Source organism: Asticcacaulis sp. (assembly GCF_051956075.1).
GTDB lineage: Bacteria > Pseudomonadota > Alphaproteobacteria > Caulobacterales > Caulobacteraceae > Asticcacaulis.
In genome coordinates this window covers 1-25,021 of sequence record NZ_JBQCGA010000057.1, presented here as the reverse complement: position 1 = coordinate 25,021, position 25,021 = coordinate 1, and the positions used below count along the sequence as shown (strand labels likewise).

17 protein-coding genes are annotated in these 25,021 nt (G+C 61.3%); 9 read left to right on the top strand and 8 right to left on the bottom strand.

Annotation, left to right across the window (positions count from 1 at the left end; translation table 11 throughout):
• Positions 1-41: 41 nt before the first annotated feature.
• A complete protein-coding gene (locus tag ACTHLA_RS14995) occupies positions 42-257 on the top strand; it encodes a hypothetical protein (RefSeq protein WP_440191080.1) in 216 nt (71 codons plus the stop codon).
• Between the two features lie 98 nt (positions 258-355).
• Here ACTHLA_RS14995 and ACTHLA_RS14990 read toward each other — a convergent pair whose 3' ends face one another.
• Positions 356-1,270, bottom strand: a complete 915-nt coding sequence (locus ACTHLA_RS14990; protein ID WP_440191077.1) for a LysR family transcriptional regulator — start codon at positions 1,268-1,270, stop codon at positions 356-358.
• Positions 1,271-1,375: 105 nt separating this feature from the next.
• Here ACTHLA_RS14990 and ACTHLA_RS14985 point away from each other — a divergent pair, with 105 nt between their 5' ends.
• From ACTHLA_RS14985 to ACTHLA_RS14975, 3 genes are all read left to right on the top strand, one after another.
• Positions 1,376-2,077 (top strand): pirin family protein, encoded by a 702-nt coding sequence (locus ACTHLA_RS14985; protein WP_440191074.1) that lies wholly within the window; start codon positions 1,376-1,378, stop codon positions 2,075-2,077.
• 115 nt (positions 2,078-2,192) lie between these two features.
• On the top strand, positions 2,193-3,401 hold the full coding sequence (locus ACTHLA_RS14980) for a diguanylate cyclase domain-containing protein (RefSeq protein WP_440191071.1): 1,209 nt from the start codon (positions 2,193-2,195) through the stop codon (positions 3,399-3,401).
• 75 nt (positions 3,402-3,476) lie between these two features.
• Entirely contained in the window at positions 3,477-5,297 is a 1,821-nt protein-coding gene (locus tag ACTHLA_RS14975) for a DUF885 domain-containing protein (protein ID WP_440191068.1), read from the top strand.
• 39 nt (positions 5,298-5,336) lie between these two features.
• Here ACTHLA_RS14975 and ACTHLA_RS14970 read toward each other — a convergent pair whose 3' ends face one another.
• A complete protein-coding gene (locus tag ACTHLA_RS14970) occupies positions 5,337-8,054 on the bottom strand; it encodes a protein kinase domain-containing protein (RefSeq protein WP_440191065.1) in 2,718 nt (905 codons plus the stop codon).
• A 149-nt stretch (positions 8,055-8,203) separates the two neighbouring features.
• Here ACTHLA_RS14970 and ACTHLA_RS14965 point away from each other — a divergent pair, with 149 nt between their 5' ends.
• Both ACTHLA_RS14965 and ACTHLA_RS14960 read left to right on the top strand, forming a co-directional pair.
• Entirely contained in the window at positions 8,204-8,635 is a 432-nt protein-coding gene (locus ACTHLA_RS14965; RefSeq protein WP_440191062.1) for an FG-GAP repeat protein, read from the top strand.
• Positions 8,635-9,120 (top strand): hypothetical protein, encoded by a 486-nt coding sequence (locus ACTHLA_RS14960; protein WP_440191059.1) that lies wholly within the window; start codon positions 8,635-8,637, stop codon positions 9,118-9,120. Before ACTHLA_RS14965 ends, ACTHLA_RS14960 begins: the two co-directional genes overlap by 1 nt.
• A gap of 487 nt (positions 9,121-9,607) precedes the next feature.
• Here ACTHLA_RS14960 and ACTHLA_RS14955 read toward each other — a convergent pair whose 3' ends face one another.
• The 5 genes from ACTHLA_RS14955 to ACTHLA_RS14935 all read right to left on the bottom strand — a co-directional run bounded on the left by ACTHLA_RS14955 (position 9,608) and on the right by ACTHLA_RS14935 (position 20,415).
• The gene (locus tag ACTHLA_RS14955) at positions 9,608-12,553 is read right to left on the bottom strand and encodes a TonB-dependent receptor (protein ID WP_440191056.1); all 2,946 of its coding nucleotides are present in this window, start codon (positions 12,551-12,553) and stop codon (positions 9,608-9,610) included.
• 205 nt (positions 12,554-12,758) lie between these two features.
• Positions 12,759-15,548 (bottom strand): TonB-dependent receptor, encoded by a 2,790-nt coding sequence (locus ACTHLA_RS14950; RefSeq protein ID WP_440191053.1) that lies wholly within the window; start codon positions 15,546-15,548, stop codon positions 12,759-12,761.
• Positions 15,549-15,645: 97 nt separating this feature from the next.
• Complete coding sequence (locus ACTHLA_RS14945) at positions 15,646-18,843, bottom strand: TonB-dependent receptor (RefSeq protein WP_440191050.1); 3,198 nt, start codon at positions 18,841-18,843, stop codon at positions 15,646-15,648.
• 16 nt (positions 18,844-18,859) lie between these two features.
• Positions 18,860-19,870, bottom strand: coding sequence for a FecR family protein (locus tag ACTHLA_RS14940; RefSeq protein WP_440191047.1), 1,011 nt, complete (start codon positions 19,868-19,870; stop codon positions 18,860-18,862).
• Entirely contained in the window at positions 19,867-20,415 is a 549-nt protein-coding gene (locus ACTHLA_RS14935) for an RNA polymerase sigma factor (protein WP_440191044.1), read from the bottom strand. Before ACTHLA_RS14935 ends, ACTHLA_RS14940 begins: the two co-directional genes overlap by 4 nt.
• Before the next feature lie 772 nt (positions 20,416-21,187).
• Here ACTHLA_RS14935 and ACTHLA_RS14930 point away from each other — a divergent pair.
• The gene (locus ACTHLA_RS14930; protein WP_440191041.1) at positions 21,188-21,553 is read left to right on the top strand and encodes a hypothetical protein; all 366 of its coding nucleotides are present in this window, start codon (positions 21,188-21,190) and stop codon (positions 21,551-21,553) included.
• 322 nt (positions 21,554-21,875) lie between these two features.
• The gene (locus ACTHLA_RS14925) at positions 21,876-22,346 is read left to right on the top strand and encodes a hypothetical protein (protein ID WP_440191038.1); all 471 of its coding nucleotides are present in this window, start codon (positions 21,876-21,878) and stop codon (positions 22,344-22,346) included.
• Between the two features lie 3 nt (positions 22,347-22,349).
• Here the strand turns inward: ACTHLA_RS14925 and ACTHLA_RS14920 are convergent, their stop codons facing one another.
• Positions 22,350-22,553, bottom strand: a complete 204-nt coding sequence (locus ACTHLA_RS14920; protein ID WP_440191035.1) for an RHS repeat domain-containing protein — start codon at positions 22,551-22,553, stop codon at positions 22,350-22,352.
• A gap of 1,295 nt (positions 22,554-23,848) precedes the next feature.
• Here ACTHLA_RS14920 and ACTHLA_RS14915 point away from each other — a divergent pair.
• Positions 23,849-24,877 (top strand): hypothetical protein, encoded by a 1,029-nt coding sequence (locus ACTHLA_RS14915; protein WP_440191032.1) that lies wholly within the window; start codon positions 23,849-23,851, stop codon positions 24,875-24,877.
• Positions 24,878-25,021 lie beyond the last annotated feature (144 nt).

The following is a 25,021-nucleotide window of genomic DNA, read 5'->3' as shown; positions in this document are numbered from 1 at the left end:
TTAAGGTTTGGTCTCAGGGTCAACCGAACGAGTGTATCGCCATGTCGCGCCTGATCACCCTGTCTCATGACAATCTGCCCCCCTCCTTGCGTAAACTGGTCGGCGCCGCCGCCCGCGTGCGCGACGTCGTCGTCAGCGAGGATTTCAGTTCGGCCTTCTATATGGACGCCGATCTCAATGTCCGACAGGCGCCGCTCGACGCGGCGACGCAACGCGACCTGCGCCTGGCCCTTTTCAGCGACGAAGTGGTCGCTTAGAGCGCTTTTCGATCTGATGGATCAGATCGGCGCTACTCACGCCTTTGCTTTGTCGCTCTTCCTTATCCAAAACGTGGAACCACTTTTGGGGAAACGCTCTAAACGCGTCCCGCCCAGTCAGCCTTACGGATGCGATCGCTCAGGAAAGCGATCAACGCCTCGACGCGCGCCGGACGCGCGCCGCCCGGCGGCGTGACCAGCCATAAGGCCAGTTCCGGCCCGCGCCACTCCGGCAAGGCGATCTCCAGCCGCCCCGCCTGCGCATCGTCCCAGGCCAGAAAGTCCGGCTGCATCGCCACGCCCGCGCCTTTCAGCAGCATATCGCCCAGAAGATCGGCATTATTGACCCGCAAAGGCCCGCGCACCGTCACCGCATAATCGCCGCGCGTTTCATGACGAAAGCGCCATACCCCCCTCGCCTTGCCATTATTGTAGATCAGGCAGATATGGTCGGCCAGATCGCGCGGATGCTGCGGGCGGCCATGCCGCGCAAAATAGTCCGGCGAGGCCACAGGCAGAACGCGCACCGGCGCCAGTTTGCGCGCCATCAGACTGGAATCCTCAAGCTCCGATATGCGCAGCGCAACATCGACGCCCGCCTCGACCAGATCGACAAAATGATCGCTAAGCGTCAGATCGAGGCTGATTTCAGGATAGGCGATAAAGAAATCGGCCAGTAAGGCCCCCAAACGGCGCACGCCGAACGACAAAGGCGCGGTCATCCGCACGACGCCGCGCGGCTGGGCCGCCTGCGCCGAAGCCTGCGCCTCCAGCGCTTCACCCGCCGCCAGCAGACGCGCCGCCTCATCAAGCGCCGCCTGCCCGCTGTCAGTCAACGATAAACGCCTTGATGTGCGATGAAACAGACGCGCGCCCAGCTTCTGCTCCAGCCGCGTCACCGCCTTGGAAACCGTGGCCTGCGACAGGTTCAGCTCCTGCGCAGCGGCGACAAAGGAGCCGCTTTGCGCGACGCGGGCGAAGATCGCCCAGGCTTCGAAATCAGGCAGGCGCATAATGTTACTTTTGGAAATGATAACTTTCTATCATTGATATTTCATCGTCTATGCGAAAAGTCCATAGTCTCCTCAACAGAAACACACCTGTCTGGAGAGACGATCATGATCGAACGCAGAGCCTTCAACACCCTGGGCGCCGCCAATCACGGCTGGCTGGACGCCCATCACCATTTCTCCTTCGCCGACTATTACGCGCCTGAGCGCACCCAATGGGGCTCTTTGCGCGTCTGGAATGACGATACGATCGCGCCGGGGACCGGCTTTCCGCCGCATCCGCACGCCGATATGGAGATCATCACCTATGTGCGCGAAGGCGCCATCACCCACCAGGACAGCCTGGGCAACAAGGGCCGCACCGAGGCGGGCGACGTGCAGGTGATGAGCGCGGGCACGGGCATCCGCCATTCGGAATATAATCTGGAGCCCGGCCAGACGCGCATCTTCCAGATCTGGATCCTGCCGACCGAACGCGGGACGAAAGGTCCGGCCTGGGGCGCCAAACCCTTCCCCAAGGGCGATCGCTCCGGCAGATTTGTCGCCCTGGCCAGCGGCCTGCCGGGCGATGACGAGGCCCTGCCGATCCGCGCCGACGCCCGTGTGCTGGGCGCGACGCTGAAGGCGGGCGAAAGCGCCGAATATGCGCTCGGCGAAGGCCGCCACGCCTATCTCGTGCCCTCCACCGGCGCGGTCGAAATCGGCGGCGTCAAGCTTGAAGCCCGCGATGGCGCCGCGATCAGGGACGAGCCGGTTATCCGCGTCACGGCCCTGCAGGACGCCGAACTGGTGCTGGTGGACGCCGCTTAAGGTCTGAATGAGGCGCGGCTGTTACAGAGCCGCGCCTTATCAAGGCGGGACGCGCTGCGAAAGTTTACGCAGCGGCATTTACGAAAATCGAACCAAGATTTGCGAAAATGCCGTTATGCGTCATATGCTTACCGTCTTTTCCGCGCCTTTTAAGAAAGAGCCGGACACCGTTTACGTCGAATTGGTGGATATCCTCTACACCACGCTGGCGCCTGTGATTATGGTTGGCGCGCTCATGCTGGGCATCGGCGCGCTGATCTCCTTTGAAAGCAAAGACGCGGCGCTGGGGGCGCTAAGCGTCCTGACCGCCGCAGCGACCCTTATTCGGGCGGCGGCTATCCTGCTTTACCGCAGAGCGCGTCAGGCTGCCGATTTCGACGTCTCCGCAGCGCGCCAATGGGAGCGGCGCTATGCGGTCGGCAGCTTCATTTTCGCCCTTATGGTCGGCGCGTTTAACGCCCGCGCGCTCGTGATCGGCGATCCACACGCGCCGCTTCTGACCACCGGCCTGATCTTTGGCTACGGCTCTGGCATCGTGGCGCGCGTGTCGGTGCGCCCCGCCATCTGCATTCCCAGTCTGTTTCTGGCCGTGGCGCCGACCGTCGCGGCGCTCAGCGTCCACGTCAATCTGGCGCAAGGCTTCTATGGCAAGGCCAGCTACGCCGTTCTGATGTTCATGCTGGTCAGCTTTTCGCTGATCGGTCTGGAGACCGTGCGCCATATCCACAAAAGCATCCTGCAATCCCTGACCACCAAGCGCGATCTGATGGCGCTGGCCGGTCAGGACGCGCTGACCGGTCTGCCCAATCGCGTGGTTCTGCGCGCGCGCCTTGACGAAGGCGTGGCGCGCGCAGAACGCAATGGCGATGTGATGGCCCTGCTCTGTCTCGATCTCGACCGCTTCAAGGCCGTCAATGACACGCTCGGCCACCCGGCGGGCGACGCCTTGTTGCAGGCCGTGGCGGGGCGGATTCGCGGGCTGTTGCAGGCGGGCGATACAGTGGCGCGGCTTGGCGGAGATGAGTTCGTCGTCATGCAGACCGGCGTGCGCCGCCGTGACGACGCCGAAGCGCTGGCCCAGCGGCTGATCCGCGCCCTGAGCGCACCCTACAGCCTGTCCGGCGTTACAGCCGAAATCGGAGTCAGCATAGGCGTCGCCCTGGCGCCGCGTCACGGGCACGATATGGAGCAACTGATCAAGTGCGCCGATGAAGCGCTCTACGCCGCCAAACGCGCCGGGCGCGGCGTTGTGCGCTTCTTCGCCGACGGCCAGTCGGAGCCTGCCGCTCCCACATCGCCTGTCACGCTTACCGGCGACAAATAGGCAGGGTTGCGTCAGTATAATTATACTGTATACAATTTTACGAAGTCCCCGCTCTTATCCTCCCGGCGTCTGATCATGAAATCCCAGCTTCTTCGTTCCGTCTGCCCTGCCTGCCTGAGTGTGCTCCTGATGACCTTTGTCGCCTCTCCCCAGACCGTCGCCGCGCAAACCCCGGCGGCTCAGCCTCCCGCGGCCAGCGCGCCCGCAAGCGCCGATCTGGATGCGCAGTTCGTCAAGCTGTCGCACGATGAATATGAATGGCGCATGGGGCATATGGCGACCACCGAGGATTCAACCTCGGCGGCGCAGAGCGCGCATCTGCCGCATGTCGATGAAGCGACGCAGGCAAAGAAGCTCGCGCACTGGCGGGAGGTTCTGACACAGCTCAAGGCCATCGACCCGGCCAAGCTGACTCAACAGCACGCCGAGGATTACGCGGTCTACACATTCCAGATCGAAACCCTGATCGCCGACCAGCAGTTCAAGACCTATCAGCGTCCTCTGGCCGGAGACACCTCGTTCTGGAGCGACCTGACCTATATGACGGGCGGGAATTTCTTCACCGTCCAGGACTTTGAAAACTATATTTCGCAGTTGAACGACTTTCCGGTCTATTTTCAGGAAAATATCGACAATATGCGCGCCGGCATGAAGCGCGGCTTCACCGTGCCGAAGGTGGTGCTGCAAGGCCGCGACTCAAGCGTCCTCAGCGCCATCACCGACACCGCCGAGGCCAATCCCTTCTATAAGCCGTTTCTGAAAATGCCGGACTCGATCCCGGCCCCCGAGCAGGCGAAGCTGCGCGCCGAGGCCAGCGCCGCGATCCTGAACAAGGTCGTGCCCGCGCATAAGATGGCGCTGGACTTCCTGCGCAACGACTATATCCCCGGCGCCGTGACCTCGATCGCCGCCTACGACCTGCCCGACGGTAAGGCCTTCCACCAGTCGCAGATTCGCGAATACACCACCCTGGACCTCACGCCCGACCAGATTCACAAGATCGGTCTTGATGAGGTGGCCAAGATCAGGGCCGAAATGGAGGCCATCAAAACGCAGGTTGGCTTCAAAGGCGACCTGGCGGCGTTCAACGACTTCCTGCGCACCGATCCGCAATTCTACGTCAAGACCCCGCAGGCCCTGCTCGACCGCGCCGCCTGGACCGCCAAGGAATTCGACGGCGTCGCAGCGAAGTATTTCGGGCGCATGCCGCGCTCGCGCTTCGCTATCGTTCCGGTGCCGGACGACATCGCGCCGTTTTACACCGGCGGTCGCGGCGGACCGGGCATCTATCTCGTCAACACCTACGACCTGCCGTCGCGCCCGCTCTACTCCCTGCCCGCCCTGACCCTGCATGAATCGGCGCCGGGCCATGCCTGGCAGATGCCGCTGGCCGCCGAAAACAAGGCCCTGCCCGCCTATCGCCGTGACGGCTATATTTCGGCTTATGGCGAAGGCTGGGCGCTGTACTGCGAGCGTCTGGGCGATGAGATGGGCATGTACCATACGCCCTACGAGCGCTACGGCATGTTGTCCTATCAGATGTGGCGCGCCGCACGCCTCGTCGTCGACACCGGCATTCACGCCGAAGGCTGGACGCGCGAACAGGCGCAGGCCTATCTCCTCGACAACACCGCCCTGTCCAAGCATGAGGTCACCACCGAGGTCGACCGCTATATCGCCTGGCCGGGACAGGCCCTGTCCTATTATCTTGGCGAAATGGACATCTGGCGAAACCGGCGTCGCGCTGAAAAGGCTTTAGGCGACAAGTTCGACATCCGCGCCTTCCACGACGCGGTTCTGCAACTGGGCTCTGTGCCGCTGCCTGTGCTGGATGCGCGCATCGACCGGTTTATCAAGGAAGACGGCAAGGGCCCTTATGCGGACGACGATAACTAGGCTTTGCTGTCACCCATAAAGCGCAGTTTCGGCAAGCGATCATCGCGTATTAGCGGCCACCTGACGGTTTAGCGACTGGAAAAGCGCGGCCTCAAAGCGATCCGCGTCTTTTGCGCTGAAGACCGGCTCGATCTGTGTCAGCGTTTCATCGGCCAGGCGCCAGTTCTTTCGATGGACGGCGATCTCGGCTAGCATGAGATCTCGCTCGGCGCCCCAGTTTGGGTTTCCGTTGAGATCGCCAATCGCCTTGATGCTCAGTCCCTGCAAAAGGCCGAACGCCTGATCATCACGCCGGGCGTCGATAAGGCATTGCGCCCAGGCTGCGCCGATGGCTTGAGTGAGCGGCTCTTGCTCGCCAAACGTCGCGCGCGCGCCTTCATAGGCCGTTTGACCATCCGCGATCCCGCGGTTCAGGTCTGGCGCACGACATTCCGAGGTCGAGAGGTCCGACAAGGCGGTGAGCGCGCGATAGGAATGCAGCCCCTGCGACTTTAGCGCAATATCAACGAGGGCGCGCTCATCCCGCACCGACTCGGCGTAGCGCCCCATCATGCCCAGAGCCTGCCCGCGCGCGCCCAGCGCCAGCTGCACCAGTCGATGGTCGGGACCAAGCTGGGCGCGCAACTCCGGCAGCACGGAGGTCAGTTCGCGAACCGCGTCCGTATAGCGCTGCTGAAACAGATAGGCCTGCCCCAGATTGAGGCGCAGGATCAGGACGTCGGGATTTTTCGGACCCAGCAATTGCATCTGCGCCGCTAAAAGAGGTCTGATTTCGGCTTCAGCGGATTTGCCGTCGCCGAGACGGACATAGGTAAAGGCGTGGCGCTGATGAAAATCATTGCGCAGGCGCGCATTGAACAGGTTCGGCAAGGCGTCGGCGCCCGTCGCCGCTGCGCCAAACTGAGCGAGCGCCGTCTTCGGATCCCCGTCGGCCAGAGACAGCATGCCGCGCGCCGAGCTTAGCCATACCTGCGTTTCAGGATCCATCCTGTCCGGCGGAGGGAGTTGCGCAGTTTCGTCGGCCAACAGCTTACGCGCGCGGTCAAGAGAGTCCGCCTGATAGGACAGCGCCTCCATGAAGGCGTGCTGTAAGCGGTTGATTGTGGCGGACTTACCGCGCCCTTCGCCCGCGCGCCCATAGGCGGCGTCGGCCTGATCGTAAGCGTCGCGCGCGGCCGCCCACTGCGACTGCTGTTCATAAACGCGCGCTAAGGTGTGATAGAGTTGAGCAGCGACGTGTGGCGCAGTCCGAAACCGAATTGCAATATCGGGCTGGGCGCGCTGGGTGGCTTGCAGCAGGGTTTCGCTGGCCATGCCGCTCAGCGCCGGATCGCCGCGGGCCAGAAGATCGTCGGCCAGAAAATCGCTGATCGCCTGCGCATTGGCGCTCTGACGTCGGGCCTCGTCCCGCTGACGCATGGCCTGCCAGGCGGCGAAACTGGTCATGGCCAAACCCGCGACCAACACGACGGCGCTTAGCGCGATCCACGGGCGGCGGATGCGCGCGCGTTCAACAGCCTGACGCAGGCGCGCCGCCGCCTCATCGGCGGCGACGCCCTGGGCCTGCGCTATGCGGCGCTCCGGCAGGGCCTCAAGGCGTTCCGCCAACAGATCGGCCGAGGCCAGCCGCGACTGCGGATCGAATGCCGCCGCCTGGGCGATGTCGTCGCGCAACAGCGCGTCGTCAATCTGCGCTTCCCAGCCTGGCGCGAGAGGACGGTGCAGATCGCCGATGACAAGCTGAAACAGAATCAGACCCAACGCATAGATGTCGGAGGCGCTGGTCGGCGTCTGACCGGCGATGATCTCAGGGGCCAGATAGAGCGGCGTTCCGCCGCCGGAAGACGCCCCCTGCGCCAAGGTCAGGCTGGTCTGAGTCAGCCCCGTCAGGTCTGGCGCAACCGTAGTCAGGGCGCCGCAGCCGAAGTCAATCACCCTCACCTGTGCATCGTCTCCGATGAGCAGGTTGGACGGCTTTACATCCATATGCAGCACGCCCAGCCTGTGCGCGCTGGCCACAGCCCTCGCCGCCGAAGCCACAATCGCCAAGCGCTGTTCCAGAGGCGCGTCCGGGTGCGCTGACAACCACTGCGTCAGATCGGAACCGGCGTCGGCAAAGGCCAGCCAGGCGGGCAAGCGGTCCAGCGCGCGCGCCTGCGGCAGCACAAAGGCGTCGGTTTTCGGGGCCTGCGCCAAGAGGCGCGCAATGGCGTTTTCACGTTTGAGCTGACGCAAGCGACCCGGCGTTTCGGCGAATTTGAACACACGCCGCGCATCCCCCTTCGCGGCCAGCCAGACGTCGTCGGTCTCCCCGCGCGACAGGCGGCGCACGAGCCGCCAACCCGCCGCTCCCGGCACAGGCATGTCAGGTTTAAAGCCGAGCTGAGCGCGGTCGGGGACGGCCTCGCGCGTGACCGGCGTTGGGCTGGTCAGGCGATAGCCGATGCGCGGCACCGTCTCGACCAGATCGGCGTGCCTTCCCAGCGCGCGGCGCAACTTGGCGATGGCGGTCGGCAGCGACGAGTCCACGACGGTCACATCAGGCCAGACCGCGTCCAACAACTCCGCCTTCGTCACCGCCTCACCCGCCCTTTGCAACAGAACAAGCAGGATTTCGAGCGGCTTCTGCTCGATCTCGACAAAGCCGTCATCGACCTTCAGACGCCAGGCCTGTTCGTCGAGCGAGATGGCGCACCCTGACGGACCGAAGGTCCAGATCAGCCGCCGCCGCGTCCCGCCCGTTGTGCCAGAAGCCATCGCCGCAATCCCGAAACGCTTAAGAAATCCTTCATTACCGCTGCGAGCCATATCAGCATAGCTTGGGGAAGCAAGGCAACCTTGGACGGTCCCGAAGCGGGGTCATCGGTTGGGGGCGGGGCTGGCGAACAGGCAAGGGAGGCGTGGCTATGTCGGGAAGTTGTTTCATCATGCTGGGCATGGCTGCGGCAGCCCTTGCCTATCCTATGACGGTCAAGACCGAAGCGAAGGCGACCGTAGCGGAAGATCAGGCGATCAGGCGCGCCTTTGGCGCCGAATGGGCGCAGGATGAGCGCGAGGATGGCCACACATACCAGTTCAGCGTCGCCCATGCCGATCTCAATGGCGATGGCCGCCCCGACCTTCTGATCCAGCTCAACGAAAATTCATATTGCGGCTCTGCCGGTTGCGCGGGCTATGCGCTGCTCAAAACGGCCGACGGCTACGCCGCCCATGGCGTCGATCTGGCCAACTATTACAGCGACGTCCATGTTTTAAAAACCATGCACAAGGGCATGCGCGACCTGCGCTTTGACGACGCCAACCATGTTTTCCAGTGGAACGGAAGGAGCTACGAATAATGCAATGCCCCAAATGCGACACCCAGGACTGCTTCCTCTGTTCGATCGCCCACGCGCAGGGCAAGACGACGACCAAAACCACCGGCTCCACCAGTGGAGCCTATTACGGGACCAATGGCAATGCCGGCATGATCAGCGGCTCGCACACTTCGACATCGACCAGTCTGACCGCGTTCGGCAAGAAGGCGGCGCCGCCTGAAAATCCGCTCGGTCCCGCGATCAGCTTTGTCGCTCTGGCGATTGTCTCCAACATGATCGTCCATGGCATATGGCCGCACCTGAACGGACTCGTGACGCTGATCTTTCTGGGTGGGATCGGTCTTAGCCTATGGGGCCTTTATGCGGCGATCCGCGACCAACCCAGATTCCGCAACGAGAAGGCGCGCTGGGAGCAGAGTTGGATTTGCGCGCGATGCGGCGAGATTTTCCTGCCGCCCGAGCGAGCAAGCCTTGCCCCGCAGACCCCGGCGGCGCAGCCCTCATGATAAATTCTAAGCGGAGCGGACCTGTTGGCTCTCATTCCGGTGCGTTTGACGCCTGATGTTTTTACCGCGTCGTCTTCCTCGCGCCGACGGCTGCGACAGAGATCGTAAGGGATGGCGGGCAAATCCGTATACCCGTATCTGCTGGCTTGGAATTTATCGCGGCCTTCATGCTGCGCTGAACCGGATGTGTCATGATTCCGATCGCGCCTGGAACGCGAGTTTGGCTGGCGATGTCGGCGCACCAACATGCGCAGTGGCTTCCATCGACAACCCCAATAAGCCTCGCCCGGCCATTTTCGGTCGGGGATCGAATAGCATGGGCGACGTCCTTCTCCCGGCACATTTCTCTGCAAATGGCCAGTGATTTGCCGCCTTCCTCGATCAGGTCGCGTACGTTTTACTGTCGAGTTCAGGCTTTACTCGCGAGCTGACAAAAAAATAGGCCGCCTGACGTGCAGACGGCCTTTTTGGCAGTTGGACAGGAGGCTTAGTACTTGTAGGTCAGCCCCAGGCTGACCGTGCGGCCCACGCGCGAGATGAACAGCGTGTCCTGGCGCGTGGAGTCGACATAGAGACGGTTCATCTCGTCGGTCAGGTTCTGCGCGTCGAGAATGAGCTTCAGGTGCGCGTTGATATTGTACGAGGCCGAGGCGTCGAGATAGAAGGTCGGCGCATTGCCTTGCAGATCGCTGCCCGTGCTGGCCGGAATGCCGCGGATATAGCGCCCGCGATAAGTTCCCGTCGCGCGGATCGAGACCTTCTTATCCTCGTAATAGAGCGTGCCGCTGGCCGAATCGGGCGACAGGCCGACGAGGTCGTTCCTGGTCGTCGAGGTCGGAACGCCGTTCGAGCTGGTCAGGATATATTCGATCTCTGAGGTGACGTGGGTGTAGTTGGCCAGCACGCCGACATTCTTCCACGCGCCCGGCAGGAAGTCGAAATCGGTTTGCAGGTTCAGCTCCACGCCTTTGAGCGGACCGCCCGGCGTGTTCTGCAGGCGGGTGACGGTGAAGATTTCCGTCGGCGCGGTATTGGTGCCGTCAAGCAGCGAGTCCGGCAGGCCCAGAGTGTTGAACGGAACCTGCGAGCTGATCTTCTGGATGTAGGAGGAAATATCCTTATAGAAATAGCCGGCGGAAAGAAGCGATCCCGGCTTGAAGTACCATTCCAGCGAGGCGTCGAACGTCTTGGCGCGGATCGGGTCGAGGTATGGATTGTTGATCGAGCCGGTGCGGGTCACGCCATTGACGCCGGACGACGGCGTCAAGGCGCCCAGATCCGGCCGCGCCATCACCTTGGCCGCCGAGACGCGCAACAACAGATCCGGTTTGAGGTCGAAGACCAGATTCATCGACGGCAGCACATCGTCATAGCTGCGCTTGACCTCATTGCGCAGGCCAACGGTCGGATAGGTCGAGCCGCTCGGCGCCTTGACCGGGATATAGCCGACCGCGAACTGGTCCGTTTTGACATAGCGCACGCCGATATCGCCGCGCATGGGCACGGGGAGCCAGTGGTCGAAGTGGAATTCCGACATCAAAAAGGCGGCGCTGGTCGTCTCCTTGATTTCAGATTTTGCCGCGCCGCACTCGACGCCGCAATATTTGAAAGTGTCAAAGCCGACCGCCTTGGCCCACTTACCGGAATCAATCGCGACCCAGCTTGACGGCGCGCCATGACCCCAGAGGCTATCCATGCCGGTGATGGTGGTGGTGATGCTGGCCAAGTCTATACCGGTCTGGGTCGCCGTTTCGCCCGGAATCGGGTTGAGAGTATGCGAATTGAAGTCCTCGACGCGGCCCTCCACGCCCAGCCGCACGGCGATATTGTCATTGGCCGTATATTTGGTCACGAAGGTTGCGGTCTTGTTGGCGGTGTCGTTGAACAGAGGCCGCCCCTGCAACGAGAAGCCGCCCAGCACGTCGCCCGCTGCATTGGCCGGTTGATAGTTGAAATTGGCGACACTGTTGACGTCGATCCCGCCGAACTTGATGGTCGGAACGCCTCTGTTGTCGCCGCCGAAATCGAGCGAGAAGTCGCTGGTGTCGATGGCGTCCATATAGGTCTGCAGACGCAAGGGGCTCGTATATTTGGAGTCGGACGCGCCGATCATCGCCGCGATTTCCCACTTGTCCGAGAAGCGGTGCGTCAGGTTCAGATTGACCTGAGCAAAGGTGGTCGAGAAACGATCAACCAGACCTTCGGAGCGCACGTCCACCCCGTCGAACAGGCCATAAAGCAAGGAGCCGTTCTGATCGAACTTGACGTCCTTGACCGAGACCATCGGTTGACCGTTATTGCTGATCGAGCGGGCGAAGGAGATCGGCTCGATATAGTTGTCGTGGCGCATATCATTGTAGCGCGTATAGATGGTGTCGAGCGCGATGTCGGTCTTGTCGTCCGGCTTCCATTCCAGGCTCAGCGTCGCGCCGAAACGCGATTCGTCCTGGGTCGAGTTGAAGAAGCGCGGAATGCGCGGAATATAGGCGCCGCTGCCCGGCGTGTTCGGCTGCAGCGGATCGCGCAAACCCGCCACCGTATTATAGGCGTCCAGCGTGCTGGTGCGCGGATTGTTGAAGGCGCAATTGTCCGCCGTCGTCCCCTTGGTTGCGTTGAGCGCAGGCTGAACCGGCGTATAGCCGACCGGCGAGCAGAACACGCCATTGCCGCCCATGCCGACCGACAGGATGTCCACCGCTGAATAGCCGACCTCGCGCGTATTGCGATGCTGATAGGTCAAAGAGCCCAGTACGCCGAAATGGCCGCCGTCGAACTTTTTGGCCGCCAGCAGCGAAAAGCGCGGATCGGTCGATTTGGACACGTCATTATAGGCGGCCCTCGCCGTCATCGACAGCACCTGATCGCCGTGATAGTCGAACGGACGCGGCGCCTTGAGATCGACCGTGGCCCCCAGACTCCCCTCCTCGATGTCGGCAGACGGCGTCTTGCGCGCCGCCAGCGACGAGAAGATGTCGGTCGGAAAGACGTTGAAGTCGAAGCTGCGGCCATTATTGCCCGCGCCGTAAATGTCGGACGAGCCGGTCTGCGAGGCGCCCTCCATGCCGTTGATGCGCACGCGCGTGAAGGTCGGACCAAGTCCCCGCACGGAAATATTGCGCCCCTCGCCGCCGTCGCCCCGCGCCAGGGTCACGCCCGGAATGCGCTGCATGGATTCGGCCAGGTTGCTGTCGGGAAATTTGGCGATGTCCTCGGCCAGAATGGCGTCCACCGTTCCAGCGCTGCGGCGCTTGATGTTCAGAGCGCTGCGCAAGGACGAGCGGAAGCCCGTGACCACGACGACGGTGGAATCGGACGGCGCGGCGGCGGTTTGACCCGCATCCTGCGCGACCGCAAGACCCGGCGCGCTGGCCAGGGCGACCAGGCCCGCGCCCAGCAGCAGATGGGATTTCAGAGCTTTGACATGAGACGGCATATGATGTTCCTTGAACCCTGTTATGAAACGTCGTTGTCCGACGCTTTCATGAGGTTCGACGAACGCGCGCCCCAAGCCCTCAACGAAAAATGCGCGGCTTCAGAAATTGTGCTACAATTGCCACAGGGCCTTGCTGGCGCAAAAAAAGGGCTGACGCGGCGGCGCCAGCCCAGGTTTTCAGATCCCGGAGGAAAAGGGCGGGGATCTAATTCTTGAAACGCACGCCGAAGAAGATGCGCGAGCCGTCGGTTTCATTGGCCAGACGACGCAATGGGTCGTTTTCCTGAATATAGGCTGTGTTGGTCAGGTTGGTCCCGTCGACGAACACGGTGACCTGTTTGGTCAGATTGTAGTCCAGCGACAGGTCCAACGTGCCGAAAGCGTCATTATATTCCGGCAGGCCGCCACGACCCGACGGCGTGATCAGCCAGCGCGAACGCCAGTTATAGCTGAGGCGCGTGCTGATCTTTGCGTCCTCATAATAGATCCCGGCATTGTAGCTGGTGCGCGACAAGCCCGGATAAGGCAGAAGCTCGCCGGTCAGAAGGTTCGTCCCCTTAAAGCCGCGATCGCGCTGCAAGGTAACATTGCCCAGAACGCCAAAGCCGTCGAACGGCGCCGGCAGGATCGAAAAGGCGTACTGGCCGCCGATTTCCAGACCGCGCACCTTGACCCGATCAGCGCCGTTGACCGGCATGGTCAGGCTGTAGGTCTGGCCGTCATTGGCCAGATACGGAATGGTGGTGTTGACGATAAAGCGCGAAATGTCCTTTTCAAACAAGGCCGCCGAGATGAAGCCGTCCTTGCTGAAATAGGATTCCAGCCCCAGATCTATATTGGTCGCCAGATAGGGCTTCAGATCGGGATTGCCCTGCGAGCCTTTCAAACCCACCACGTCGAGCGTCTGGGCGAAGGAGAGCTGGCTCGGCGCCGGGCGCGCCATCACCTTGCCGATGCTGAACCGCCCGATCAGCTTGCGCGGCACAAGATCGAATTTCAGGTTCAGCGACGGCAGGTCGTTGGTGTAGGAGCCGGTCTGCGCCACCGCCGGGAAGCTTAAAGACTTGTCAGCATTGGTGGTCTGGCCGAAGCCCGTCGAGGTGGTGTCGGTCTTGATCACCCGATCGCCGATTACGCCGCTCATCGGCACGCCGAACACCGGCCAGGCGAAAGCCGCCTGGAAGTAGAAGGCCGTCGTCTTTTCGCGCACGTTGAAATTGCCGGTCCACTGGCGATAGCTGCCGCCGGTGTTCGCGTTCGGATTGGCCGTATCGACCGAATTTTCGTCCGTCACGCCCGCCGCATCAAGAATGGCCTGCCAGGTAGCCAGTCCGTTGTCGTTCCAATGGGTAATGCCGCCCGAATAACCGAGATCGCCGCCGGAAAAGAAGGCTTCCTTGTTTGTCCCCGAATAGGTGTCGACGATGTTGGCGATGCTGGCCTGGTCGCTGTAATAGACCAGGGTCTTGCCGGAACTTTTGATCTTGCTGGACGAGGTCAGGGTGGTCACGCGCGACCACAGATCCTGCCGGGTCTGGGTGTCGTGCGCTTCGAAGCCAGCCTTGACCGAGGTGAGCCATGGCGAATCCGGGTGGTATTCTAGATCGAGCTTGACGTCGGACTCGGTCGCAGTGTCGGTCAGCGGCGTAAAGGTCGCATCCAGACGATCAACCAAAGCGCCCGTGGTCACGTCGAGCGGATTGCCCGCTGCGTCGGTGAAGGACATGTTGGGCGTCAACTGACTGTTGTTATAGTCAATAATGGCGCGCGGCACGGCCAGAATGCTGGCTTGTGTGTCTTTTTCCATATTGCGCACCTTGCCCGCTGAATAGGCGTAGCGGGCATTGACCTGCAGGCGATCGGTGACGTCCCACTTGCCGCCGACGGCGGCGTCCCATTGGGTGCGCGTCAGGGTGCCGTCGATATTGCGATACTGCAACTGCATGGAATGGGTGGCGTCGCTGGTCAGCTCGACATGGCTGACCGTATAGGCGCCGATGGCGTCAGGCGTCGCGGCCAGAGTGGTTTTGGAAGCGTCCACCACGCCCGAAGAGGCCGACAATTGCAGTAGCATGTTGTTGACCAGCTCATGGCCTTGCGCGTAGTTGCCCTCGACATAGAATTCCATGCGCTCATTGGGCCGCCACTGCACGATGGTGTTGTAGGCCATGCGCGTCGTCTCGCGGCGCTCGATGTCGGGACGGGGGATGTCGGGCGTCCAGTCGAGGACGCCGTCGCTGTTCAGATCGACCTTGCGCACCCACCCCGTGGTCAGGCTTTTGAAATTATAAAGGTGGCGATCCTCATAGTTGAGGCTGGCCAGAACGCCGAGCTTGCCGCCGAAAAACTGGCGCGAGCCGATCAGCGAATATTTTGGATCGTAGGTCTTGGCGAGACTGGAATAGACGCCCTGCGCCGAGGCGGCCAGAAACGGCTTCTTGGAGTCGAACGGCTTGCGCATAATGACGCGCACCGTGCCGCCAAGACCGCCTTCGGTCATGTCCGGCGTCACCGACTTGACGACTTCGAGGCGGCTGACGAACTCCACCGGCAGGTCGCGGAAGTCCACGGCCCGGTCGCCGCCGCCGACAGTCAGCGACAGGGCCGTGGCGCCGTCGATCTCGGTGCGAACGAGCGATGGATCGGCCCCGCGGATGCTGACCCCGCGCCCCTCGCCGTCCTGACGGGTGATCTGCACGCCGGTGACGCGCTGCAGAGACTCGCTAAGGTTTTTGTCCGGGAACTTGCCGATATCTTCAGCGGTGATCGCATCCATGACCTTGTCGGAATCGCGCTTGACGTTCATGGCCGAGCGCAGGGCGGCGCGGATGCCGGTCACGACGACCACGGTGGAGTCCTTGGCCACCTTCGACGGATCGCCATCCTGCGCCCGCGCCAGACCAGGCGCCATGGCGACGGTGGCAAGGCCAGCGCTCAAAAGGAGGGTGGATTTCAAACCCTTGCTTGATCTCAAAATCTGAACGGTCATGGACATGCTGTTTCCTCTTTCCCGATGTGCTTTTTAAAGCGGCGCGCTATTCGGCGCGCTCATCAGGTTCGACGGACAACGCGCGAAGTCCCTCAAAAATAAATCAGGGGAACCGCCAGTTCATGCCCACGGTTACAGTGCGACCGGAATGCACATAAAGCAGGGTGTCGTTGCGCGTTGTGTCCTTGCCGAAGCGAACCGGCTGATCGGTCAGATTGGCGCCCTCAAGGCTCAGGCGCAGCCGCGGCCCCAGCCGCCAGGCGAAACTGGCGTCAACATAAGTCGCCGGGTCGGTAAAGGTGAAGTCGGCGCCCTGCACGTCGCCAAGCGCGGCGTTGATCGCGCGCGACTTCTGCGAGATCGACACACGGCCGCTGAATCCGCGTCTTTCGTAATAGACGGTCAGGTTCAGCGCGTCGCGCGACATGCCGGGAAAATCGCCGCGCACCGTCCGCCCCTCATTGACGGGGGTGCGCGGATCGTCAAGCGCCGTTATGTATTCGACCGACGAGGCGATGTGGGTGTAGTTGAACAAGAGGCCGAGATTACGCAGATGACCGGGCAGAAAGCCCAGCCCCTGCTGATAGTTCAGCTCCATCCCGTCGATCGGTCCGCCCCTGGTGTTGACCGAACGCGTCACGCTGAACAGGGTGTCGGGCTGCGCCGGACAGGGGACGCCAGCGGCGGGGCTTAACGAACAGGCGCCGCCGCCCGTCAGCAGATAGTCGGGCAGGCCCAGCGTGTTGAACGGCAAAAGCGCGGTGTAATTCTGCACGAAACTGTCGGTGCGCTTTGAGAACAGGCCCAGAGAGAGCAAAGAATCCCTGGCGAAGTACCATTCAGCCTGAAAATCCAGGGTGTCGGCGCGGATCGGATCGAGGCCGGGATTGCCGACAATCAGCGTCTGGGTCGTGGTGTTGATCGTCACCGACGGCGCCAGTTGCAGGAATTCCGGTCGCGCCAGCACGCGGGCGGCGGCGGCGCGCAGGACAAGATCGTGCGGCAGTTCGACACGCAGATTGAAGGACGGCAGAAGATCGGCGTAATGATGCGCCTCCGACACGGACACCTGCGGCGATGAGACCGAGGTCGCCGCGCCGGAGGCGTTCAGATGCGTGCTTGTGGCGCGCAGCCCCAGATTGCCGCGCAGACCGTAATCGCCGCTGCGCCAGTTGAAAGCCGCCATGGCGTAAACCGCGCCGATGCGTTCGTCGATCTCGCGCGGCGGCGGCGCGTCGGGTAGTTCGGCCCCTGGGACCGCCGCGCACGCGCATTCGATATTGTACACGGCCAGCAGCTTGTCGAGGTCGATGGCTGTCCAGCTTGATAACGATACGTTCGGCAGGCCGCGCCCGAACCCTGTAATCTGGCGGGTCAGATCGACCAGACTGACGCCTGCGGGCAGGGTGACCGGCGCGCCGACCGGCGCATATTCGACATTGCGCCAGTCATTGTCGCGCTGCTCGACCCCCGCCTTGAGCGAAAACCATGGATTGAACAGCCAGATCGCATCAGCTTTCAGCGTCGCCAGCCGCGTGCGCGTCACCAGCTTGCGTCCCAGCCAGGCTCCATGAATCGTGCCGTCGCCATCGACGCTGGCGTCCAGTCGGAAGACCGACGGATCGGCGACGTCAACGCCGAAATCTAGCCCCGGAACATTGGCGTTCTGGCGAAAGTCCCAGGAAAAACCGCTGACATTGGGCGCGTCGATATCGACCGTCGTACGCTCCGGTTCATTGAGGTTGGACTGATTGAGTCCCGCCGAGGCTTCGATCTTGAGATGATCATTGACGCGATGACTGCCGGAGACGACGGCCTGAGCGAACAGGGTCGCGTACTTGTCGCGCAAAGCTTCGGAGCGTATGTCGGCGCCGTCGAGCTGACCATAGACCCAGCTTCCATTGGCGTCGACAGCGGTGGCGGTGATGGATGAAAACGGCTTGCCGCCCGACAGGGCGCCGCGGCCATTGGACAGAAGCTCGATATAGTTGTCGTAGCGCACATTGGCGAAGCGGCCATAGAGCAGGTCAAGGCTCAATTCCGTCACGACGCTGGGTCGCCATTGCAGGCTGCCCGTCAGGCCGAGCCGCTCATAGCGCGTCAGCGAGCGGCGATAACGCGGCAGCCGCGGCGCATAGGCGCCGGAACCGGGCGTATTGGGGGCCCAGGCGTCGCTGTGCGAGAAGACGGCGGCGTAGGCTGAAGGGTCGGAGGTTCTGGGCAGCCCATCCGCGCAGTTCAGGGCGTCGGCGCCGCGATAGCCGTCGAGCGGCGTCTGCGACGCATAGCCGATCGGCGTACAGTAGCCGCCGTCCTGCCCGCCCGCCGGCAAAACATCAACCGCCTCATAGCCCTCCTCCAATAAGGCGCGCTTCGACCACGCCGCCGACACGCTCCATCCCCAGCGCCCGGTCGCCTGCGAGGCCAGAAGCGAGACGCGCGGCCAGACCCCGCCTTCAAGGCTGTTCTGCTGCGCCTGCACATTGAGCGCGAACCGCCGCCCCGGATGATCGAAAGGTTTGGGCGTATCCAGATCCACCGTCGCGCCCAGACTGCCTTCTTCGACATCGGCGGCCAGGGTTTTGCGCACCGTGATGCCGCCGAACAGTTCGGAGGCGAAGACCGAAAAATCAAAGGCGCGTGTGCGGTTGGTCGAGCCGAGAATATCCGACGCTCCGGTCGCGGTCAGACCTTCGATCCCGTCGATGCGCACGCGCGTAAAGGCGCCCTGCAGGCCGCGCACCACGATCTGGCGGCCCTCGCCGCCGTCGCCGCGCGTCAGGGTGACGCCGGGAATGCGCTGAATCGCCTCGGCCAGATTGGCGTCGGGAAAGCGCGCGGCGTCCTCGGCCATCACCGCGTCGATAATGCCGACGCCGGTGCGTTTGGCGTCGAGCGCGTTCTGCAACGAGGCGCGAAAGCCGGTGACCACCACCGTCGTCGGCAGGGTCGGCGGCGGCGCTGCGTCGAACGCAGGCAATCGAGGCACCTGCGCGACGGCTGGCGACGGTACGATCAGCATCACCCCGCCGCCGGTGCGGCGCGCGGCAAGGCCCGTGCCCTCCAGCACTTTCGCAAGCGCGCCTGCAGGCTCGTAATCGCCGGACACGCCCCTGGTCAGCTTGTCGCGGATCAACGCCTTGTCATAAAGCACCGGCGCGCCGGACGTGATCTCGTAAAGACGCAGGGCGCGCGCCAGGGAGCCGGACGGAATGGTGTAGCGGGCGGGATCGGCGCAGGCGGGCTTCGAGGCCGCCAGCAAGGCCAGACCCGCCAAAAGGATAAGGCTGCGCCGCGCCATGCGTCCCGCCTGATCTTCAGCCGCGCGGGCCGATGGTGAGGCTGTGATCGCCGCGTCGCAGGCTGACAGGGTAATAGGCCGCCACCGCCTCGGCGAAGGCTTCGGACTGGCCCGCCGAGAACATGCCCGACACGCGAATGCCGGTCGCCTTGCCGACCACATTGATGCGCGTCGCCGAATAGTCGTTCATCCGCGCCGCCGCCGAGGCCAGCGGCTCGTCGTCGAAATAGATGCGGCCATCGCGCCAGGCGAAATCATGGGCGGCGTCGATAGACGATACGGACGGCGCTGCGTCGCCGCTCAGAACGATCTTCTGTAGGGGGCTCAATTGCGCCAGCGTGTCGATATGACCATCGGCGCCGACGCGGCCAACGCTCACCCTGCCCTCCATCAGGGTCACCGAAACCTTCTGATTACGCAGCTCGACGGAAAACGCCGTCCCCAAAGCCGTAACGACGTCCTGCCGCGCCACGACCCGGAACGGCAGGTCGGCATTGTGCGCCACCTCGAAATAGGCGCGCCCATGCGTCATCGCGACATGGCGAGCCTTTCGATCGAAGCGCACCGACAGGGCGGAATTGGCGTCCAGCGTTACGCGCGAACCATCCGGCAGGCTCAGGGCGCGCTGCTCTCCGACGCCGGTGGCGAAACTTTGCGCAAAACTGGTTTTCGGCTTCAACAATAAGGGCGCGGCCACCGCAACGCCCAGTACGCCCAGACCCGCCGCGATCAGACCGCGGCGCGTCGCCAGACCCGCGCGTTGTCTTTGTCCTTCAGCGCGCGCCCAATGACGCGCCTGAAGCCGCGCCTCGGCCAGTTCCGGCGCGGCGCGATGATCGCCAAAACCCTGCCAGATCGCCTGCACGCGCGCCCAGGCCGCTGCGTTCTCGGCATCCTGCGTCAGCCAGGCCTGAAACCCATCGGGGTCGAAATTATGCCCTGTCTCGCGCGCCATCCACCACGAAGCGGCCGCTTCGTCAGCGGATCCCGCTTTTGGTTCGGAAGGGGCTTTGTACGCGTCTTTCAAGTCCGGTCCCACTCTTTGGCCTGCGCTGCGACATGACGCGATAAAGCCGCCAGCGCGCGCATCATATCCTTTTCAATCGACGAAACCGACAGGCCCATCAGGCGTGCGATTTCAGCATAACTCATACCGTCAATCCGGCTCAGGACGAAGACGTTTCGCGCGCGCGCGTCGAGCTTGTCCAGAGCACGCATCAGATCGTTGAGCGACTGCTTGCCTGTTAAGACGCGCTCAGGCGACAAGACCTCAACGCCAGCCGTCGGCGCCGCCTGATCGCGCTGGTAGCGATCCACCACCTTCTGGTGACGATACCGGTCCTTGAGCAGATTGGCGGCAATGCTGAAGATAAAACCTTCGGGATTATGTACGGCGCGCGCGTCGCCCTGCTGCGATACGCGCAGCAGAAGCTCAGAGGTCAGATCTTCCGCCTCGGCGGGATTGCGCACCCGCTTCAGGAAATATTGCCGTATCGCCTTGGCGTAACGACGATACACCCATTCCGCCGTTAGCGGCTGCTCATTGAGCAGAGTCTGAGTTGACAGGTCCATACCCGCGTTTCCTTGCATGGTCCGCATCGTCAAAGCCTGACATCAGGCGGTTTGCGCTGCTTGCTCTTTTTTGATTATTTTCTATCAAAATGATCATCTTCAAGCAAATGATTTCATTTGGGGCGGGACGGCAGCTACGCCTACCGCAGGAGGACGGCGTCCGCTGCATCGGCTCGAGCAGCCACCCATGCCGTAGAGCCATCTTCAGCATCTGGCGCAGGCTAACGATTTTATCGTAGAGGGTGCAGCGCGAGGGCAGGCGCATCGGCCTCGGGCGCCCCGTTCTACGCCTTGGCGGCTTGCATGCGCCGTCCAATTCATAGCGATGGCCGTCAGGCTTTTCATGAACCCGTGTTCTAGATACCCGGCTCAGAAATTAACGCCTAAATACAAGGCCTTGATTCAAGCTCAACCTGAACTGCATCACTATGCCGGGCCGAAGTGATGATTTCAAATATCTTATATAATTGATTCTATTGACATATTTTTTGGTTGCGGGGGCCAGATTTGAACTGACGACCTTCAGGTTATGAGCCTTTTCAGGAAACCATCAAATCCTTATAATATATGGCTTTGAGAAGGTTGAAAAAAGTATGTGCTAGCTCATGTGCTTAAAATTGACCATTTCGCGCTGGCGATCAAAGTCTGGCGGATTGGATAGATGTCTGCATACTCCTTCACAGCCAGCGCTCTTGCCAGGCGAGTAAAGCTGCTGCAAGCTTCTTGGAGCGAGACAAGGCGCGCTCGACTTGAAGACTTGGTGGGGGATTTCATGAAATCACTGATCCGGCTTGGGCTTCTGGCTTTGACGGCTATGTCCTTAAGCGGCTGCTGGACCGATTCCGGACCTCAGGCCTGCCTGGGCATGTCGGAACAAAAGGGCGAACATCTGGCGCAGGAATCGATCAAGAAATTCCTGCATTATGCCGGTCAAACGCATGCGCCCCTGACAGGGCCAAGCGGCACGCTCAATTTCCAAAGACTTGAACGGGTCGGCGACAACGACCTTGTCTATGAGGGGCCAACCTCCTCGGTCAGTTACGCCTACGTCTTTCACCTAAGCTGGGCGCCGTGGGCTAAATTCACTGGCACGGTCTCGCCCAATTGCAAGGTCAGCAACAACTGGGTCATCAACTGAAGCAGATGGCGTCGCCTGAGGTCGAGCGGTTCTTACGGAGATGAAGGAGATGGGACGCTATTCTGCACGGCTCGAAAGCTTGCGGAACCGTGTTTCAACCGACCTCTGTCTGGCGCATTTTGAACTGAGCTTGCCCGACAGAGCCGCCTGCTTCTTTCACGGTCTGCAGAGACGAAGGCGGGCCGTAGGTTTGATCACCTCCTTAAGCCTGCACGCTTTGCTGCTGGCTCTGTTCCTTGCGGCCCCGACCGTAAGTTTGTCCGGAAGCGGGGCGGGTCGCAGCGACGGTGGCGGCGTTGGAGACGGTTATGCCGAGGTCACCTTGACGCCCTCCCTGTCAGATATGAAATCCGCAGCCTCTGTCAAACCACAGCCTCCCGAAGACTTGGCGGCGATAAAGCCCCTGCCTGAACTCGCCGTTGACGAAAAGGCCGTTTTACAGGTCTCGACCCAGCCAGCATCATTACAGATGCCGCAACTGGTCGCACCGACGGGAATGGCATCAAACGAGGGGGGCAGGAGCGGTAATTCCGGCGACGATCTGTGGAGCGCCATCGCCCCATGCTGGAAGCGTCTGGCTGACAAAGATACCCAGGCCGTCACCCTGGAGGTCAGCTTTTCTGATAATGGTGGTCTGAGCGCGCCGCCGGTGATCGAACGCGATCCGGGCGCATCGCAGGATCCGAAGACCCTGCGCTCGGAAGCCACGGCGCTGGCGGCGCTCTCGCAATGTGGAAATTACGCCATGGTCGGCGGTAAGAAGGATCTGAAGATTAACTTCCCTAAGCCGTAGGGCTCAGCTGCCCTTGGTGCGGACGGTCTGGGTGCGGTTGCCTGCCGAGTCATAGGTATACTTGACGATCGTGCCGTCGGGATAATCGACCTCCACCACACGGCCCAGCGTGTCGTACTTATACGTCGTAGTGCCGGCGTGAGCGGAGGCGCCCGCCAATGCCAAGGCCAGCAGACCAGACGCTGCGGCGAGCCGTAGTATCTTCAATCCCGACATGCAAATCCCCCTCTCAACCGTGCCCGTGAGCGCGAAAGCCACGCGCCGTCGTCACCCATAGTTGCGGCCAGATCCAACAACTATCAAGCGAAATATTTTCGTTACGGAAAATACCAGCCTGTTCAAACGTTTCGTTATAACGCTCCCCGATTTGCCCGTCTCCGACCAAAATCACACGCTTGCCACGCGAATTATTTCATGCGTCAATAATTTTAACGAGGTAGGGGGTAGTAATGTCGGGCTTGCATCGATCGCAAATTTTATTCGCCTCAGCAATTTTGACAGTCTGCTGTGCAGTTTCCGCACCACAGTCATTCGCCCAGTCTGCGAATGACTACAAGCTTCCCGAAAGAGAGTTCACAGATCTCTTGGGAATTGAAATATCTGACCAAATGTATCATCGCCAAGACACACTCTTGTCGATTGGCGATCCAGCAGCAGGTGGCCTTAGCTGGACTTTCCACGGCATGAGCGCCTCGCTATCAGGCGACTTTTCCCTCGGCGTTGGTCAACAAACCAATCTAGACGGAAGCAGTACAGGTGATCCCAGTTACTATTTCTGGCACGCGCTACATGGAACGCCGTTCACATATTCAGGCGGCACATACCATAATGCTAAGGGTTCTTCCGCAACTCTGACATACTCAGGAAGCAATTTCACGTATACCGACGTCGACGGAACTCAATACACACATGAAAAAACCCAACACCCAGATGGTGAAATCGAATATATAAATTATCAGGCGGATGGAACAACAATTGCGAGTGTCGTCACCAACACTGGGTATGCCTTTAAATTCGATTATACTGCTGGGCGCGTCTATGCTGTCAATACACTGGCCCACAGTTGCGACGCCAAGGCCCTATCATGCGACGCCTATGATTCATATATCACAGTCGTAGACGGCGTATCAGACCCAGATTTGAGTTCGATTGCACCAACCGTTGAAGTCATCGATCCAATGGGAGGTGGTTGGTATTACGCGCGCAAGAGAAGATTTTTCTACCTCGACATTCCATCAAACCAGGTTGTTAACGGCGGACTTATACCATGGGCCTTCAAAGATCCTACAGGCGACTATGTCAAGTTAAGCTATAATGATAAAAAAGTTGGGTCGACATTTCCAGATGGCCACTTAAAAACTTATACGAATCCTATAGGCACATATACATATACTGGAGTTTATTATGCCGGCCCCTTTTACACTGGAGGGGGTGGAAATTACACGGTCACGGACCCGCTTGGGCATACGTTATATTCAGGAGACGCTTCGGACCCTGGCGAAGTGGGGTCAATCACGGACGCACTTGGTCACGCTACGAACTACTCATATGCAGATACGGTCACGGTTTATAACACGCTAACGGGGACCCCGGCCGTTCATTTTTCTCGCCTGACATCTGTTACGCACCCAGAGGGTGACAGTGTCAGCTACGGCTATGACTCGCGCGGTAATGTCACAAGCGTTACCCATACGCCGAAGTCGGGCTCCGGTTTATCGGCGACAACCATAACGGCCAGCTATCCTTCAACATGCTCCAGCCTGATCACCTGCAACAAGCCGACGTGGACGAAGGACGCCAAGGGCAATGAGACGGACTACACCTATGACGGCACGCATGGCGGCGTGCTCACCGTCACCCTGCCCGCCGATCAGAACGGACTGCGGCGTCGGACCTATAACACCTACACGGCCTTCGACACCGGCAATGGCCTGATCTATCGCCTGACGCGCTCGGAGACCTGCGGCCTGTCGTCGTCGCAGTTGTCGCTGACGGCCTGTCCCGCCGATATCAACACCAGCGTCACCCTGACCGATTATGGCAGTTCTTCAACGGCGCCCTATACCTATAAGTCCTTCCAGCCCTATCAGGTCACGGCGCGCGACAACCGCTCATCCGGCTATGACAGCCAGACCACCACCTACTATTACGACGTCATCGGCAATGTCCTCGTGGTCGATGGACCGCGCACCGACGTCGACGACAAGACCTACAAGCTCTACGACGCCAACCGCAGGGTGACCTGGGAGGCCGGAGTTCTGCCCGGCGGCACAGGTTCGCCCAAGCGCACGGTCGTGCACCATGTCTATGACGGCGCGGGCCGGGAGCTGCGCACCGAGACCGGTTATGAGAACGACGCGATCACCAACGGCTCGGACTTCGTCACCATGACCGGCAACAAGGCCGCCTGCGCCAGTTCGGCGGTCTGCAACAATACGGCCAGTGATCCGAATTTCCACATCACCTCGTTCAAGCGCATGACCTATGACGCCGCCGGACGCCTGGTGAAGACGGAACTGGTGCAGCCATGATCTGGGGGTAAGGGGCATGAAGCGGGGATTGAGGGCTATCGCGGCGGGGATCGCCGCCCTGGCGGCGGGCATGGCCGGTCTGGCCTCGGCGGAGACCGTGCTGAGCGTCACCCAGGTCAGCTACGACTATGAGAACCATCCGGT

Coding starts and splice junctions, on each gene's coding strand:
- ACTHLA_RS14995 (WP_440191080.1), top strand. CDS start 42: ATGTCGCGCCTGATCACCCTGTCTCATGACAATCTGCCCCCCTCCTTG.
- ACTHLA_RS14990 (WP_440191077.1), bottom strand. CDS start 1,270: ATGCGCCTGCCTGATTTCGAAGCCTGGGCGATCTTCGCCCGCGTCGCG.
- ACTHLA_RS14985 (WP_440191074.1), top strand. CDS start 1,376: ATGATCGAACGCAGAGCCTTCAACACCCTGGGCGCCGCCAATCACGGC.
- ACTHLA_RS14980 (WP_440191071.1), top strand. CDS start 2,193: ATGCGTCATATGCTTACCGTCTTTTCCGCGCCTTTTAAGAAAGAGCCG.
- ACTHLA_RS14975 (WP_440191068.1), top strand. CDS start 3,477: ATGAAATCCCAGCTTCTTCGTTCCGTCTGCCCTGCCTGCCTGAGTGTG.
- ACTHLA_RS14970 (WP_440191065.1), bottom strand. CDS start 8,054: ATGGCTTCTGGCACAACGGGCGGGACGCGGCGGCGGCTGATCTGGACC.
- ACTHLA_RS14965 (WP_440191062.1), top strand. CDS start 8,204: ATGTCGGGAAGTTGTTTCATCATGCTGGGCATGGCTGCGGCAGCCCTT.
- ACTHLA_RS14960 (WP_440191059.1), top strand. CDS start 8,635: ATGCAATGCCCCAAATGCGACACCCAGGACTGCTTCCTCTGTTCGATC.
- ACTHLA_RS14955 (WP_440191056.1), bottom strand. CDS start 12,553: ATGCCGTCTCATGTCAAAGCTCTGAAATCCCATCTGCTGCTGGGCGCG.
- ACTHLA_RS14950 (WP_440191053.1), bottom strand. CDS start 15,548: ATGTCCATGACCGTTCAGATTTTGAGATCAAGCAAGGGTTTGAAATCC.
- ACTHLA_RS14945 (WP_440191050.1), bottom strand. CDS start 18,843: ATGGCGCGGCGCAGCCTTATCCTTTTGGCGGGTCTGGCCTTGCTGGCG.
- ACTHLA_RS14935 (WP_440191044.1), bottom strand. CDS start 20,415: ATGGACCTGTCAACTCAGACTCTGCTCAATGAGCAGCCGCTAACGGCG.
- ACTHLA_RS14930 (WP_440191041.1), top strand. CDS start 21,188: ATGAAATCACTGATCCGGCTTGGGCTTCTGGCTTTGACGGCTATGTCC.